At 56.9% G+C, this 15,468-nt stretch carries 15 protein-coding genes; 2 read left to right on the forward strand and 13 right to left on the reverse strand.

The window, feature by feature from the left end:
* Positions 1 to 76: 76 nt before the first annotated feature.
* A complete protein-coding gene (gene recJ / locus ACN1C3_RS13140; RefSeq protein WP_419116243.1) occupies positions 77 to 1,786 on the reverse strand; it encodes a single-stranded-DNA-specific exonuclease RecJ in 1,710 nt (569 codons plus the stop codon).
* A 66-nt stretch (positions 1,787 to 1,852) separates the two neighbouring features.
* The gene (locus ACN1C3_RS13145) at positions 1,853 to 2,395 is read right to left on the reverse strand and encodes a YaeQ family protein (protein ID WP_419116244.1); all 543 of its coding nucleotides are present in this window, start codon (positions 2,393 to 2,395) and stop codon (positions 1,853 to 1,855) included.
* A 149-nt stretch (positions 2,396 to 2,544) separates the two neighbouring features.
* On the opposite strand from ACN1C3_RS13145, the gene ACN1C3_RS13150 reads away from it, so the two are divergent.
* Both ACN1C3_RS13150 and ACN1C3_RS13155 read left to right on the forward strand, forming a co-directional pair.
* Positions 2,545 to 3,744, forward strand: coding sequence for a CaiB/BaiF CoA transferase family protein (locus ACN1C3_RS13150; protein WP_419116245.1), 1,200 nt, complete (start codon positions 2,545 to 2,547; stop codon positions 3,742 to 3,744).
* On the forward strand, positions 3,698 to 4,693 hold the full coding sequence (locus ACN1C3_RS13155; RefSeq protein ID WP_419116246.1) for a TIGR02285 family protein: 996 nt from the start codon (positions 3,698 to 3,700) through the stop codon (positions 4,691 to 4,693). Before ACN1C3_RS13150 ends, ACN1C3_RS13155 begins: the two co-directional genes overlap by 47 nt.
* Positions 4,694 to 4,858: 165 nt before the next feature.
* Here ACN1C3_RS13155 and ACN1C3_RS13160 read toward each other — a convergent pair whose 3' ends face one another.
* From ACN1C3_RS13160 to ffh, 11 genes are all read right to left on the reverse strand, one after another.
* On the reverse strand, positions 4,859 to 5,146 hold the full coding sequence (locus ACN1C3_RS13160; RefSeq protein ID WP_419116247.1) for a DUF3509 domain-containing protein: 288 nt from the start codon (positions 5,144 to 5,146) through the stop codon (positions 4,859 to 4,861).
* A gap of 200 nt (positions 5,147 to 5,346) precedes the next feature.
* Complete coding sequence (locus ACN1C3_RS13165) at positions 5,347 to 6,705, reverse strand: transporter substrate-binding domain-containing protein (protein ID WP_419116248.1); 1,359 nt, start codon at positions 6,703 to 6,705, stop codon at positions 5,347 to 5,349.
* Between the two features lie 120 nt (positions 6,706 to 6,825).
* Entirely contained in the window at positions 6,826 to 8,235 is a 1,410-nt protein-coding gene (gene thrC / locus ACN1C3_RS13170) for a threonine synthase (protein WP_419116249.1), read from the reverse strand.
* 68 nt (positions 8,236 to 8,303) lie between these two features.
* Complete coding sequence (locus tag ACN1C3_RS13175) at positions 8,304 to 9,608, reverse strand: homoserine dehydrogenase (RefSeq protein ID WP_419116250.1); 1,305 nt, start codon at positions 9,606 to 9,608, stop codon at positions 8,304 to 8,306.
* Between the two features lie 136 nt (positions 9,609 to 9,744).
* Complete coding sequence (locus ACN1C3_RS13180) at positions 9,745 to 10,476, reverse strand: thioredoxin fold domain-containing protein (protein WP_419116251.1); 732 nt, start codon at positions 10,474 to 10,476, stop codon at positions 9,745 to 9,747.
* Positions 10,477 to 10,633: 157 nt separating this feature from the next.
* On the reverse strand, positions 10,634 to 11,530 hold the full coding sequence (xerD, locus tag ACN1C3_RS13185; RefSeq protein WP_419116252.1) for a site-specific tyrosine recombinase XerD: 897 nt from the start codon (positions 11,528 to 11,530) through the stop codon (positions 10,634 to 10,636).
* A 189-nt stretch (positions 11,531 to 11,719) separates the two neighbouring features.
* Complete coding sequence (rplS, locus tag ACN1C3_RS13190; RefSeq protein ID WP_419116253.1) at positions 11,720 to 12,070, reverse strand: 50S ribosomal protein L19; 351 nt, start codon at positions 12,068 to 12,070, stop codon at positions 11,720 to 11,722.
* 45 nt (positions 12,071 to 12,115) lie between these two features.
* Positions 12,116 to 12,868, reverse strand: coding sequence for a tRNA (guanosine(37)-N1)-methyltransferase TrmD (gene trmD / locus ACN1C3_RS13195; protein ID WP_419116254.1), 753 nt, complete (start codon positions 12,866 to 12,868; stop codon positions 12,116 to 12,118).
* Between the two features lie 5 nt (positions 12,869 to 12,873).
* The gene (gene rimM, locus ACN1C3_RS13200) at positions 12,874 to 13,413 is read right to left on the reverse strand and encodes a ribosome maturation factor RimM (RefSeq protein ID WP_419116255.1); all 540 of its coding nucleotides are present in this window, start codon (positions 13,411 to 13,413) and stop codon (positions 12,874 to 12,876) included.
* Positions 13,414 to 13,418: 5 nt separating this feature from the next.
* Positions 13,419 to 13,670, reverse strand: coding sequence for a 30S ribosomal protein S16 (gene rpsP, locus ACN1C3_RS13205; protein ID WP_262114813.1), 252 nt, complete (start codon positions 13,668 to 13,670; stop codon positions 13,419 to 13,421).
* Between the two features lie 249 nt (positions 13,671 to 13,919).
* The gene (gene ffh, locus ACN1C3_RS13210) at positions 13,920 to 15,296 is read right to left on the reverse strand and encodes a signal recognition particle protein (protein WP_419116256.1); all 1,377 of its coding nucleotides are present in this window, start codon (positions 15,294 to 15,296) and stop codon (positions 13,920 to 13,922) included.
* Positions 15,297 to 15,468 lie beyond the last annotated feature (172 nt).

The following is a 15,468-nucleotide window of genomic DNA, read 5'->3' on the forward strand; positions in this document are numbered from 1 at the left end:
GGGGATGAGGGAGGGTTCAGGAAAGATTCAGGTTGATGATCGTTCCCACGCGGGAGTGGAACGATCTGTGATCTGACTACCGCGGTTCAATATGGGCAATCATCAGCTGAACGGTTTCCTGGCCGCGGAACTCGTTGAGATCGAGTTTGTACGCCAATTCAACCCAACGAATGGTCGGGTTCGGCCATATTTCACGATCGATACCAAAAGCGATGCCGTCGAGTTTCAGCGAACCGCATTCACTTTTGAGCACCACTTTGAGGTGCCGCTCACCGACAATGCGCTGCTCGACCAACTGAAACACGCCGTGGAACAGCGGCTCTGGGAAATGCTGTCCCCAGGGACCTGCATGGCGCAGGGCGCGAGCCAGTTCCAGGTGGAACTCCTCGACCGCCAACGTTCCGTCAGACAACAGGCGCCCGGTCAGGTCCTCCTCACGTAACTGACGGCGGACTTCCGTGTCGAACGCCTCTGCAAACGCCGGGAAATTCTGCTCCGGCAGCGACAGCCCCGCCGCCATGGCGTGGCCACCAAACTTGCTGATCAACTCAGGGTGCTTCGCCGCCACCGCATCCAGTGCGTCGCGGATATGAAACCCCGGTACCGAACGCGCCGAGCCTTTGAGCATGCCTTCACCCGCATCGGCAAACGCGATGGTTGGACGGTGGTAGCGCTCTTTCATACGCGAAGCGAGGATACCGATAACGCCCTGGTGCCAATCGGCTTCGAACAGGCACAAGCCGAACGGCATCGATTCCAGCGGCAAATCCTTGAGCTGGGCCAGGGCCTCGCGCTGCATGCCTTGTTCGATAGATTTGCGATCCTGGTTCAGCTCATCGAGTTGAGTCGCCATTTCCCGCGCTGAGGCGATGTCTTCGCTGAGCAGGCATTCAATGCCCAGGCTCATGTCATCCAGTCGCCCTGCGGCATTCAGACGTGGGCCAATAATAAAACCCAGGTCCGTGGAAGTGATTCGCGAGTGATCGCGTTTGGCGACTTCAAGGATCGCTTTAAGGCCCGGCCGTGCACGCCCGGCGCGAATCCGCTCAAGCCCTTGATGAACAAGAATGCGATTGTTGGCGTCCAGCGGCACCACGTCGGCAACACTGCCCAGCGCCACTAGATCCAGCAATTCACCAATGTTCGGCTGCGGTTTACTCTCGTACCAGCCCATGCTTCGTAGACGCGCACGCAACGCCATCAATACGTAGAAGATCACCCCGACGCCGGCCAACGCCTTGCTCGGGAACTCACAACCCGGTTGATTCGGATTGACGATGGCGTCAGCCGCTGGCAACTCGTGGCCCGGCAAGTGGTGGTCGGTGACCAGTACGGTCAGCCCCGCCGCCTTCGCCGCCGCCACGCCTTCGACGCTGGAAATGCCGTTGTCGACCGTGATCAGCAGCTGCGGTTCGCGCTGCAAGGCCACCGCGACAATTTCCGGGGTCAGGCCGTAACCGTATTCGAAACGATTGGGCACCAGGTAGTCGACGTGGGCGGCACCCAGCAGGCGCAAACCCAGCAGGCCAACCGTGCTGGCGGTCGCGCCATCGGCGTCGAAATCACCGACGATGAGGATGCGCTGACGCAGCTTAAGCGCCACTACCAGCAGATCCACTGCCGCATCTATCCCTTTGAGTTGCTGGTACGGGATCAAGCGCGCCAGGCTCTTGTCCAGTTCAGCCTCGGACTGCACGCCACGGGCCGCGTAAAGACGGGTCAGTAGCGGTGGCAGATCACCGAGAAACGGCAGGGTAGCGGGCAGCTGGCGGGGTTCGATACGCATGGGGCGACGGATGCTTCCATTCAAAAAAGGAATGAGACACAGGTGACGCAGACGAGCGGCGAAGAATCAGCCGCGCTCGCCTGTCAGCCACTGCAGCTGGACTTCGTGCTGACCGCGATCATCGGTCACGAAAATCGTGCCTTCGCTGATCATCACATCCCACTTGATAACGCGCGGCATGTCTTTGGCCAGTACTTCCAGAATTTCTTGCGGCACGGCAGCGATGTTGACGTTTTTCAGGTTTTTCACCGCTGGGATCACTTTGGTTTCCCAGACACGCAGGCTGCCATAGGCCAGCAAACTGGTGCGCTCAGTGCGACGCGAGCACCAGGTCAGGCGATCGGCGTCTGGCTGGCCGACTTCGATCCAGTGCAGGACACGGTCATCCAGGCTTTTTTCCCACAAGGCTGGTTCGTCTACTTCTGACAGACCACGCCCGAAGGACAGCTGCTCGTTGTACCAAAAGGCGTAGGCCAACAGTCGCACGGTCATCCGTTCTTCGGTTTCCGAAGGATGGCGGGCGATGGTCTGTTTGACGCTTTCATACACCCCACGATCGAGGTCAGTAAGGTTCAGTTCAAACTTGTAGGTCGTGGACGGCTGGGCCATGAACGGGCTTCTTGATACGAGGAAAGGCGGCAAGTCTAACCGATGCACAGGGTAATCAACGAATCCCGAGACTCATCATCCTTTAGCGAGATAGTCGGGCTATGTTAAAACGCTCTCTCCGCTCAACCGCTTGTCCTACAGGATTTCCCATGCCGCTCACCGCCAAACCTCTTGCCGGGGTAAAAGTCATCGAACTCGGCACTTTGATCGCCGGGCCGTTCGCATCGCGCATCTGCGGTGAATTCGGTGCCGACGTGATCAAAGTCGAATCCCCGGATGGCGGTGATCCGCTACGCAAATGGCGCAAGCTCTATGAAGGGACGTCGCTGTGGTGGTTCGTCCAGGCGCGCAACAAGAAATCCCTGACTTTGAACCTGAAACACCCGGACGGTCTGGCGATTCTCAAACAGTTGCTCAGTGAAGCGGACATCCTGATCGAAAACTTCCGCCCAGGCGTGCTGGAAAAACTCGGCCTGGGCTGGGAGGTTTTGCACGCACTGAACCCGAAACTGGTGATGGTGCGTCTTTCCGGTTTCGGCCAGACCGGGCCGATGAAGGATCAACCGGGCTTTGGTGCGGTCGGCGAGTCCATGGGCGGCTTGCGCTACATCACTGGCTTCGAAGACCGACCGCCAGTGCGCACAGGTATTTCCATCGGTGACTCGATTGCCGCGCTCTGGGGCGTGATCGGCGCATTGATGGCCTTGCGTCACCGCGAGGTCAATGGCGGTCAGGGGCAAGTCGTGGACGTCGCGCTGTATGAGGCGATCTTCGCCATGATGGAAAGCATGGTGCCTGAGTTCGACGTCTTCGGTTTTATCCGTGAGCGCACCGGCAACATCATGCCCGGTATCACGCCCTCCTCTATCCACACCAGCGCCGACGGCAAACATGTGCAGATCGGCGCCAACGGCGATGCGATCTTCAAACGTTTCATGCAGGCGATCGGTCGCGGCGATATGGCTGATGATCCGAGCTTGAGCAGCAACGATGGTCGCGATGGCCGGCGCGATGAAATATATGGCGTAATCGATCGATGGGTCAGCTCATTGCCTCTGGATGCCGTGATCGAACGATTGAACCTGGCCGAAGTACCCGCCAGCCGGATCTTCAGCGCCGAAGACATGTTCAGCGATCCGCAGTTTCTCGCCCGGGAAATGTTCCTGCAGGCCAAGCTGCCCGATGGCAAAAACTTCAAGATGCCGGGGATCGTACCGAAACTCTCTGATACGCCGGGCACATCCGAATGGGTCGGGCCAGCACTCGGTGAACATAACGTGCAGGTGCTGAACGATCTTGGCTATGACGCCGTGCAGATCACACGCCTGCGTGAAGTTGGGGCTATCTAAGCTGAAACGCCTGTCGTTGATTCGTCTGATGTCAGTGATGGCAAACAACCCGGTGCGCCCTCTCTACTGGCGGCGATACCTTTGCATGCTGGGCACTTTGCCGGTGTTGATGTGCCTGTTGGCCACGCCAAGGGCGGCTCAGGCCAAGGAGACGCTGACCTGGCTGCTACGCGACTTACCGCCGTTGACGATTTTCGAAGGACCACAAAAAGGTCAAGGCGCCATCGATCAACTGATGCCGCTGTTGATCGCCAGCATGCCGGAATACCAGCACAACATCATGCGGATCAACCGCGCGCGCGGTATGCAAATGCTCCACGAACTCTCATTCACCTGCGATCCCTCGCTGATCTGGAACAAAGAGCGCACGCAGTGGATCGAGTTTTCGATTCCCGTCTTGAGGATCATCAGTAACGGCCTGGTGGTGCGCCATGACGTCCACGCAGCCCTGGAGCCATTCATCACCGAGGACAAGGTCGATCTGCCTGCACTACTGGCCAGCGGCAACAACAAGAAGCTCGGGGTGGTTGCCGAGCGCAGTTATGGTCAACAGATCGACGGACTTCTACGACACGCACCGGTCGATGCATTGACCGCGCACTATGGCAATGATGCGCTTGGCAGCCTGCTGCAAATGCAGCGTCTGGGGCGTTTGACCGCTTTGTTGGGTTACTGGCCCGAAATCCAGTACCAGGCACAACAGCAAGGCATGTCGCCCGAGGACCTGGAGTTCTACCCGATCAAGGACGCGGAAAAATACCAGTCGATCCATGTCGGTTGCTCGAACACGGCACAAGGCCGTCAGGCCATTGCCAGCATCAACAAAGCCTTGCGCGGCCTGCGTCAGAACACACTGATCGAATTTTATGCCGATTGGCTTGATCCGCAGATGCGTCGCCATTATCTGGAAGACACCAAGGCATTTTTTCAGAACCTGCAGCAGCAATGACAAACGCCAGGCAAAAAGAAACCCCGAGAAGTGGGGAGACGACTCGGGGTTAAACGTGGCCTACAGAGACCAGTACAACAAGCTACAAGCACCGGAGCACAATGCTTGATCCTGTTGTACAAAATCTGACTGGCCTATACCAGTAAGGTTCCCCAGAAATAAAAATCAATTCCCGCGGGCGAAGGCTCTGTCTTGCGCGGCATTGCGCAGGGCAGCGATTACGCAGGGTTCAAGACGGCCTTCAGCAATCAGTAAATCCCGGTGCAGGCCGTCGACGACGTCCGTCAGCAAACGCTTATCGGTCAGCTGGGCCTGATTGAACTCCCGTTCAACCACAACGGCCCCGGTCGAACTCTTCAACGTCACCAGGCATTCGCCATGGGCACCCGATGGGGTCAGAGCGACCTGATACGGGCTCAAAGCCTCACCCAACAATAGGCTGATACTTTCCATCTCGATCACCACTCAATAGTCCGAAAACAAAGTGCCTAAGGGCGTGTCTACAGTAAATGACCATCGGCCGGAGAAGAAAGCTCTCCACATCAACTGAAGGCGAACCTCGTCAAGCTGAGTACATGGAGCATGCATGGAAAAGATGACAGAGAAAAAACAGCTGCTGCGCATAGCCATCCCTGCCGACAGATCTGCGTTAATCAGCATTCAAACGGTTTACGGTCAGTTACATCGATCCAGCCCCCCAGTAGTCCACGCAACTGCCCCTCGGCGCTGTAGAACGGGACTGTCCAGTAATAGACGTTCAAAACACCGGTTTTAAACGTCAACTGCCTATTGAAGAACCTGGCTTTTTGCGTGCTCAACTGTTCCATGAACTCAGTATGTAGCTGCTCGGCCATTTCTTTGGGCAAAACGTCAACCTCTGTAAGCTGGCGCCCCCGAACCTGATCAAATCGGGTCGACAATTGTTCCTCATAGCTTATGTTGCACATGATCAAGCGCGCTTTCAGGTCGCGTACAAAAACCGGATTGGGAATGGCATTCAGCAACGCATGCTGAAAAGCAAGTTGATCATTGAGCCCCTGCTCGGCTTTGAGTCGCCGCTGAACGTGTACCTTTAGCCGACGATTCCAGAGCAGGGAGATCAATCCAAATATCACCGCGATAACTGCGCCCCAGCACACCCAGTGCGAGACACGCTGCCATACCGAGACTGGGGCCGCCGGCACAATGCCGCCCACCCACTTCAGGCGGATGGCACGCAACTCAGCCGCCGTGAAAGCCCCAAGAGCCTTGTTGATGATACTTAACAACTGGGGCTGGTCTTTACGCATCGCCAGGTGATCGGACTCCCATCTGCCATCGACGCTATACCCCACCTTGAGTTGCCCTGCCGGATAGAGGTGCGCACTCGTTTCGTTTTCGATGGTTGCATCTGCCTCGCCACTTTCCACCAACGCTTGCGCCTCTCCATAGGTCTTGACCGAACGCAGATGGATATTCGGGTAGTCGCGTTTGATGCTGCTTTCCAGAGCATGCCTGGCCGGTAGTGCCAGAACCTTTCCTGAGAGTTGATCCAGGGAAACCAATGGGGGATCACTTGCCCGAACCACAAAAACCCAGCCTGAGCCTCCGTAGGCGTGGCTGAAGTCCAGAAAAGCCTTACGCTCGTCGTTTATCGCAAGGGTCGTACTCATGTCCACCTTGCCACTTTCCAATAACTCAAGCATTTGCGCGGTAGAAAAAGACTCCTCGTGGACAAACTGCAAACCCGTCATCCATGAAATGCGGTTGAGAATATCGTTATTCAAACCGGCCCACTGCCCGTGTTCGTCCTTGAACAAGTGCAAGGGGTATTGCAAGGAAGCTACGATGACTTGAGGGTGCTCACGAATCCATTTCCGCTCTGCGGCGTCAAGCTGAAGTGCTTGACCGGCGATAGAAACATCAGGGGCCAAAGGCAAGCTGTGAGCAGCCAAAGCAGGAAGACCGAAACCCACCACCCCAAATAAAAACAACCAGCGCAGGGCTGGCTTAAACCACATAAAAAACTGCATTCCTACATCCCTTCACTGTCACTCGCCCGTCCTTCAAGGGCGAAACTTAGACAAGTGTGGCACGCAGAAACGAGAAAGCCCGTCAGGAGACGGGCTTCAATGTGTGACAGATCTAGTCAATCAAAGTGGCTTGCCGCGGTTACCATGCTGACTGACAAAGGCCTGCACGGCTTTCAAGTCATTCGCCAAAACGGTGCAGCGTTCATCTCGCTCAAACAAATCAGAAAGATGAGCCGGCAGTTCAAGCGCTTTTCCTACGCCAGCTTTTTCCACGGCTTCAGGGAATTTGACCGGATGGGCCGTCCCCAGAATCACCATTGGAATATCCAGGCTGCGACGGCACTCACGTGCGGCTTTGACGCCAATAGCCGTATGTGGATCCAGCAACTCGCCGCATTGTGCGAAGACTTCAGCGATGGTTTCGCAGGTTTGCTCATCGTCGACCGCCAGCGAATCGAACAGCTTGCGCGTTTCGGTCCAGCGATCCTGATCGACGCTGAAACCACCGCCCTGTTTGAAGGTATCCATCAAACCGGCCAACGCCGTACCATTGCGACCGTGCATATCGAACAGCAGACGTTCGAAGTTCGACGAGACCATGATGTCCATCGATGGCGACAGGGTCGCGTGCAGGGTTTCCTTGACGTACTGATTGCCGCTCATGAACCGGTGCAGGATGTCATTGCGGTTGGTGGCGACGATCAGCTGATTGATCGGCAGACCCATGTTGCGCGCCAGGTAGCCGGCGAAGATATCACCGAAGTTGCCGGTTGGCACCGAGAACGATACCGAACGGGCCGGGCCGCCCAGCTGCAGGGACGCGTGGAAGTAGTAAACGATCTGGGCCATGATCCGCGCCCAGTTGATCGAGTTCACCGCCACCAGGCGAGTACCCTTGAGGAAGCTCTGGTCGGCGAAGCTGGCCTTGACCATTTCCTGGCAATCGTCGAAGTTGCCTTCAACGGCGATGTTGTGGATGTTCTCGCCGAAGATCGTCGTCATCTGTCGACGCTGAACTTCGGAAACACGGTTGTGCGGATGCAGAATGAAGATGTCGACGTTGTCGCAGTGCTTGCAGCCTTCGATCGCCGCAGAACCGGTATCACCCGAAGTGGCACCGAGGATCACCACGCGCTCGCCACGCTTTTCCAGCACGTAATCGAGCAAGCGACCGAGCAGTTGCAGGGCAAAGTCCTTGAACGCCAGGGTCGGGCCGTGGAACAGCTCGAGCACCCATTCGTTACCGTCCAGCTGACGCAACGGCGCAACAGCGCTGTGGGAGAACACACCGTAGGTTTCTTCAAGGATCTTCTTGAAATCGGCATCCGGAATACTGCCGGTGACAAACGGACGCATCACCCGGAAGGCCAGCTCGTGATACGGCAGGCCGGCCCAGGAAGCGATTTCTTCCTGAGTGAAGCGCGGCAGGTTTTCTGGCACGTACAGGCCGCCATCGCTGGCCAGACCGGTCAACAGCACATCTTCGAAATTCAGGGCCGGTGCCTGGCCGCGGGTACTGATATAACGCATGACTGGCTCCTCTAAAAAGAGTTCTCAAACGAGGGCTTTGGCAAAAAGCCCTCGGAACAATAACGGGCTTAGTTCAAGTGCTCGACACGGATCCGCACCACAGGACCCACCACACCCTGCAACGCTTCCAGAGCAGTGATGGCGTCATTCATGCGCTGTTCCAGCACACGGTGGGTCAGCAGGATCATTGGCACCAGACCGTCGTGTTCCTCGACTTCTTTCTGCATGATCGATTCGATGTTGATACCACGCTCCGACAGGATACTCGCGACCTGAGCCAGCACGCCTGGATGGTCTTTGGCCTGGATGCGCAGGTAGTAGGCACTTTCACAGGCTTCGATCGGCAGGATCGGATGGGCCGACAGCGAGTCTGGCTGGAAGGCCAGGTGTGGTACTCGGTTTTCCGGGTCCGAGGTCATGGCGCGAACCACGTCCACCAGGTCCGCGATCACTGACGATGCGGTCGGCTCCATGCCGGCACCGGCGCCGTAGAACAGCGTCGAGCCTGCGGCGTCGCCGTTGACCATGACCGCGTTCATCACGCCATTGACGTTGGCGATCAGACGATCAGCCGGGATCAGCGTCGGGTGTACGCGCAACTCAATACCGCTTGGCGTGCTACGTGCTACACCCAGGTGCTTGATGCGATAGCCCAGGGCTTCGGCATAGTTCACGTCAGCGGTGGTCAGCTTGGTGATGCCTTCGGTGTAGGCCTTGTCGAATTGCAGCGGGATGCCAAAGGCGATGGACGCCAGGATCGTCAGCTTGTGCGCGGCGTCGATACCTTCAACGTCGAAGGTCGGATCGGCTTCGGCATAACCCAAGGCTTGCGCCTCGGCCAGTACGTCTTCGAAGGTCCGGCCTTTTTCACGCATCTCGGTGAGGATGAAGTTGCCGGTGCCGTTGATGATCCCGGCGACCCAGTTGATGCGGTTGGCCGACAGCCCTTCACGAATCGCCTTGATCACTGGAATGCCACCCGCCACGGCGGCTTCGAAGGCGACGATCACGCCCTTCTCACGAGCCTTGGCGAAGATTTCGTTGCCGTGAACGGCGATCAGCGCCTTGTTTGCGGTGACCACGTGCTTGCCGTTCTCGATGGCCTTGAGCACCAGCTCACGGGCCACGGTGTAACCACCGATCAGCTCGATAACGATATCGATTTCAGGGTTGGTCGCAACAGCGAAAACATCGTTGGTAATGGGGGTACCGGTAATCTCGCACAGGGGGTTTGGCGTACGCATGGCAATTTGTGCCACTTCGATTCCACGCCCGGCACGGCGGGCAATCTCCTCGGCGTTACGCTGAAGTACGTTGAAGGTGCCGCCACCGACGGTACCTAACCCACAGATGCCTACTTTGACCGGATTCACTCTGAACTCCCCATAAAACGGCCGACTCAAGGTCGGCCGTGAAAAACAGCCGCAAAGCGCGCGGCTCTCTATTAATGACACGACGACCGCTGTCGCCGCACCATGATCGTCAAAGGCTTACCGTGACGACGCAGGATTATTTCGCGCCCAGCGCCAGTTTGGCGACTTGTGGCGCAGGCTGATAGCCCGGAATCACTTGGCCGTCGGCCAAAACGATGGCCGGTGTACCGTTCACACCAATCGACTGACCGAGGGCGAACTGCTTGGAAACCGGGTTGGCGCACTTGGCGGCCTTGATTTCCTTGCCGTCGACCATTTTGTCCATGGCTGCTTTCTTATCTTTGGAGCACCAGACCGCTTGTAGTTGCTCGTCACCCGGCGAACCGAGGCCCTGGCGCGGGAAAGCAACGTAACGTACCTCAATGCCCATTTTGTTCAGCTCAGGCACTTCGGCGTGCAGCTTGTGGCAGTACGGGCACGTGGTGTCGGTGAATACAGTGATGTGCGATTTGGTTTCGCCGATAGCCGGATAAACCACAGTTTCAGCGACCGGGATGCCATTGATCAACTTGGAAATGCCCAGACGCTCGGCTTTTTCGGTCAGGTTGACCGGTTTACCGTCCTTGAGCTGGAACAGGTAACCCTGCATGACGAACTGACCGTCGGCGCTGGCATACAGCACGCGGCTGCCTTTGAGCTTGACTTCATACAGGCCGGGCAATGGACTGGCGCTGATGGTTTCGACCGGCACTTCGAGTTGCAGGTTAGCGAGGCTCTTGCGAATCGCCTGCTCGGCAGCGTCATCGGCTACGGCAAAGGTGCTGACCAACGCAATGGCTGCGGCGGCGAAAATCTGGGTCACGCGCATGGGAACTCCTGAAGGCGGACAAATGGAACGGGTAGAACGCCGGTACTGAAACATCGGGTTTTAGCCGCCCACTGTGCAAACCGGCAAAGCCTACCACATAAGCCTTGCGGGGCCGACAGCGGCTGACGCAAGACCTTTGCAAGAGGTCGTTTATCGCTCAACCGCGCGGATGGTGTTTGGCGTGCAGATCTTGCAAACGCGCTCGTGCAACATGAGTGTAGATCTGCGTGGTCGACAGGTCGCTGTGACCGAGCAGCATCTGCACCACCCGCAGATCGGCACCGTGATTGAGCAAATGGGTGGCAAAGGCATGGCGCAAGGTATGAGGGGACAGGGATTTGCCGATCCCGGCAACTTTTGCCTGGTGTTTGATTCGGTGCCAAAACGTTTGTCGGGTCATCTGTTCGCCACGCAAACTGGGGAACAGCACATCGCTGGGACGCCCTCCCAGCAGCTCGCCACGAGCATCGCGCATGTAGCGCTCGACCCAGACGATCGCCTCCTCGCCCATCGGTACCAACCGCTCTTTGCTGCCCTTGCCCATCACTCGCAACACGCCCTGCCGTAAATTGACTTGCTCCAGGGTCAGGCTGATCAGTTCAGTCACGCGCAAGCCACAGGCATACAGCACTTCAAGCATGGCGCGGTCGCGCTGACCGATGGCTTCACTCAAGTCCGGTGCCGTCAGCAAGGCTTCGACATCAGCTTCCGACAAGGACTTGGGTAATGGCCTGCCCAGCTGCGGCATATCGATCTGTAACGTCGGGTCGACCGCAATCAGTTTTTCCCGCAGCAAGTAACGATAAAAACCACGTACACCTGAGAGAAAACGCGCAGTGGAACGCGGCTTATAGGCCTGTTCAAGACGCCAGGCCAGGTGATCGAGAATCAGCTCGCGACCGGCATTGATCAGGTCCAGGCGTTGCTCTTGCAGCCAGCCGTTGAACAGCGCCAGATCGCTGCGATAAGCGTCACGGGTATTTTCGGCAAGGCCTTTTTCCAGCCACAGGGCATCGAGAAACTGGTCTATCAGGGGATGATCGATGGCAGGCATGAGCACTCAGGATTCGCAAGCTCAAGGCTGCGCTTAAATAAATAGTGAACCGGGATGACGGTCACTAGTCTTTCATAGCTCGCTATTTCAAGGAACAGGACAGCATCTGGTCCACAGGGATCGGGGGTAAATAATGGACAACAAAAAAGCAGCCCGAAGGCTGCTTTTTTTGCATCGCAGAAGCTGGACTTAAACCAGTTTTTCTTTGATACGAGCTGCTTTACCGGACAGGTCACGCAGGTAGTACAGCTTGGCTTTACGCACGTCACCGCGACGTTTAACTGCCATGCTGTCGATTTGCGGGCTGTAGGTCTGGAAAGTACGCTCTACGCCGACACCGTTGGAGATTTTACGAACGGTGAATGCACTGTTCACACCACGGTTACGCTTGGCAATTACTACGCCTTCGAACGCTTGCAGACGCGAACGGTCGCCTTCCTTCACTTTCACCTGAACGACAACAGTGTCGCCCGGGGCAAAGGTAGGGATCTCTTTGGTCATCTGCTCTGCTTCGAGTGCAAGGATGATTTTGTTAGTCATGCTGTGCTCCTAAGGTAAATCGTCTGACTTACCATCGATACGTTGTTAACTATCGTCCCGCTCGCGGATGTATTCCTCGAGCAGCTTCTTCTCTTCTCCAGAAAGCGAGCGGCTTTCCAGAAGATCGGCGCGTCGTTCATAGGTCCGCCCGAGGGACTGCTGTAAACGCCAACGCCGGATATGTGCGTGGTTGCCACTTAGCAACACGTCGGGAACACGCTGATCCACATACACCTCCGGTCGGGTGTAATGTGGGCAATCCAGCAAACCATCCGTAAAGGAATCTTCCTCAGCGGAGTCCGCATGCCCTAAAGCTCCAGGCAGCAGTCGTGTAACCGCATCTATCAGGACCATCGCCGGCAGCTCGCCACCGGAAAGCACATAGTCGCCAATCGACCACTCTTCATCGACATGAGCTTCAATAAATCGCTCGTCAATGCCTTCATAGCGGCCGGCAATCAGGATTAATGCTTCCTCATTCGCCAACTCGCGTACCGCCGACTGAGTCAGTCGTCGGCCTTGGGGCGACAGGTAAATTACCTTCGCCGCCTCCCCGGCTGCCTGCCTGGCCTGAACCAGAGCATCTTCCAGGGGCTTGATCTTCATCACCATGCCCGGACCACCGCCAAATGGGCGATCATCCACAGTGTGATGTCGATCCGTTGTGTAGTCTCGCGGATTCCAACAGGTAAGCTGCAAGAGCCCCTGTTTCACCGCGCGGCTGGTTATGCCGTAATCGCTGATGGCGGAAAACATCTCGGGAAACAAACTGATCACTTCTACGCGCAGGCTAGGCATGTCGCTTAGAAGTCCGCATCCCAATCCACCTTCATCTCGCCCGCTGCCAGGTCGACGGCCAACACACATTGCTCTGTATAGGGCAACAAGCGTTCGCGATCATCCAGGCTGCCAGCGCAAGGCTTGACCACCATTACATCGTTCGAGCCGGTCTCTAGCAGGTGATCGATTTTCCCGAGCAATTGCCCAAGTTGGTCGATGACCTTGAGGCCTTCCAGCTGGTACCAGTAGTACTCGCCGTCGGTCAGATCAGGAAACAGGTTACGCGGCACGCAGATTTCAAAACCGGCCAGAAGACGAGCTTCTTCACGATCATCGAGACCTTTGAGCTTTGTGACCAGAAACTTGCCGTTATGTACACGGCCACTGACCAGCTCTACCTGTCGCACAACACCTTCGCGCTTGAGCGTCCAGGTTTTGTAATCCAACAGGTTTCCAATCGGATCAGTAAAGGAAAAGACCTTCACTTCGCCGCGAACGCCATGGATCGAATAAATCTTGCCAATAACGATCAAATCATCAGCGATTGCTGGCGTCGCGTTCATATTGCTCAGGCCGCAGCCTTAGCAGCATCCTTGAGCAACTGAGCAACACGCTCAGAAGGTTGTGCACCAACGCTCAGCCAGTAGGCTACGCGCTCTTGGTTCACGGACAGGCGGACTTCTTGACCACGAGCGATCGGGTTGAAGAAACCAACTTGTTCTTTGTGCGAACCGTCGCGTGGGTTGCGGCTGTCGGTCACGGTCAAGTGGTAAAACGGGCGCTTTTTGGAGCCGCCAAGGGCAAGACGGATTGTTAGCATGTGAACATCGTTCCTGTAGTCGGTGCTGCAAATCTAAATGCACAGCGGGCATAGGTGCCCGAAAGGCCGCATATTCTAAGGAATATCCGGACTTTTGCAAATGTCTTTTTCCGGCGCCTATCGGCATGCCATCAAGATTTGCTATAGAGCCGTCGCGAACGACGGCAGGTCAGCTCCCGCCAAGCGCGGGTTTGCTGGAGATCCCACGTCCATGTGGGAGGCGCCGACATGACTGTCGACGCGAAACTTTTACATCTTCGGCATACCGCCGCCGGGCAACATTCCGCCCATGCCGCGCATCATTTTCGCCATTCCGCCTTTGGCGGAGAATTTTTTCATCATCTTCTGCATCTGCTTGTGCTGCTTGATCAAGCGACCGATGTCCTGCACCTGAGTACCGGAACCCAGAGAGATCCGACGTTTGCGCGAACCGCTGATCAAGTCAGGGTCGCGGCGCTCGGCCGGGGTCATGGAGTTGATAATGGCTTCCATTTGCTTGAACTGCTTCTCTGCCGCGCCCTGGGCATTGCCCATCTGCGCCAGATTCACACCACCGATATTCGGCAGTTTGTCCATGAGACCGCCGAGACCGCCCATGTTTTTCATCTGTTGTAGCTGATCGCGGAAGTCTTCGAGATCGAAGCCTTTACCTTTCTTGAGCTTTTTCGCCAGTTTGTCGGCTTTGTCTTTATCGAGGGTCTGTTCGGCCTGCTCGATAAGGCTGAGCACGTCGCCCATGCCGAGGATACGCGAAGCGATCCGCTCAGGGTGGAACGGTTCGAGCGCGTCGCTCTTCTCGCCCATACCAATGAACTTGATTGGCTTGCCGGTAATCGCACGCACCGACAGAGCAGCACCACCACGGGCATCACCGTCGACCTTGGTCAGGATCACACCGGTCAGCGGCAGCGCGTCGCCAAAAGCCTTGGCGGTGTTGGCGGCGTCCTGGCCGGTCATGGCGTCGACCACGAACAGCGTTTCAACCGGTTTGATCGCCGCGTGCAGGGCCTTGATCTCACCCATCATCTCTTCGTCGATGTGCAGACGACCGGCGGTATCGACGATGACCACGTCGATGAATTTGAGCCTGGCTTCTTTAATAGCTGCTTCAGCGATCGCCACAGGCTTCTGGCTGAGATCGGACGGGAAGAAGGTGACGCCGACTTCACCGGCAAGCATTTCCAGCTGCTTGATCGCCGCCGGACGGTAAACGTCCGCCGACACCACCATGACGCTTTTCTTCTTGCGCTCTTTCAGGAAGCGCGCAAGTTTACCGGCGGTAGTGGTTTTACCCGCACCTTGCAGACCAGCCATCAGCACCACGGCCGGCGGTACTGCGTTCAGATTCAGGTCTTCGTTGGCCGCGCCCATCAGGCTTTCGAGCTCGGCCTGTACGATCTTCACAAAGGCCTGGCCCGGCGTCAGGCTGCGCGACACTTCGGTGCCGACAGCGCGCTCTTTGACCGCATGGACGAAGTCTTTGACCACCGGCAAGGCGACGTCAGCCTCGAGCAACGCCATGCGCACTTCACGCAGGGTGTCTTTGATGTTGTCCTCGGTCAGCTTGGCCTTGCCGGTGACATGGCGCAGCGTCTGCGAGAGACGGTCGGTTAGGTTTTCAAACATGCGCGATCCTTTCAGGCCCTATGTAGACCGAGGTAATTGCGGCCCAGCCCGTGATGGCTTAGTTAAAAAAGCGTCGCTCGGCGAGCCTGCGGCGTGGGCAGGTGGCAGATTATAGCGAAGACTGAGCCTGGCGGACACCTCGCTGTCTGGTTCTGTGGTCTTTCGTGCCATG

The sequence above is a fragment of the Pseudomonas sp. H11T01 genome (assembly GCF_048515765.1).
GTDB lineage: Bacteria > Pseudomonadota > Gammaproteobacteria > Pseudomonadales > Pseudomonadaceae > Aquipseudomonas.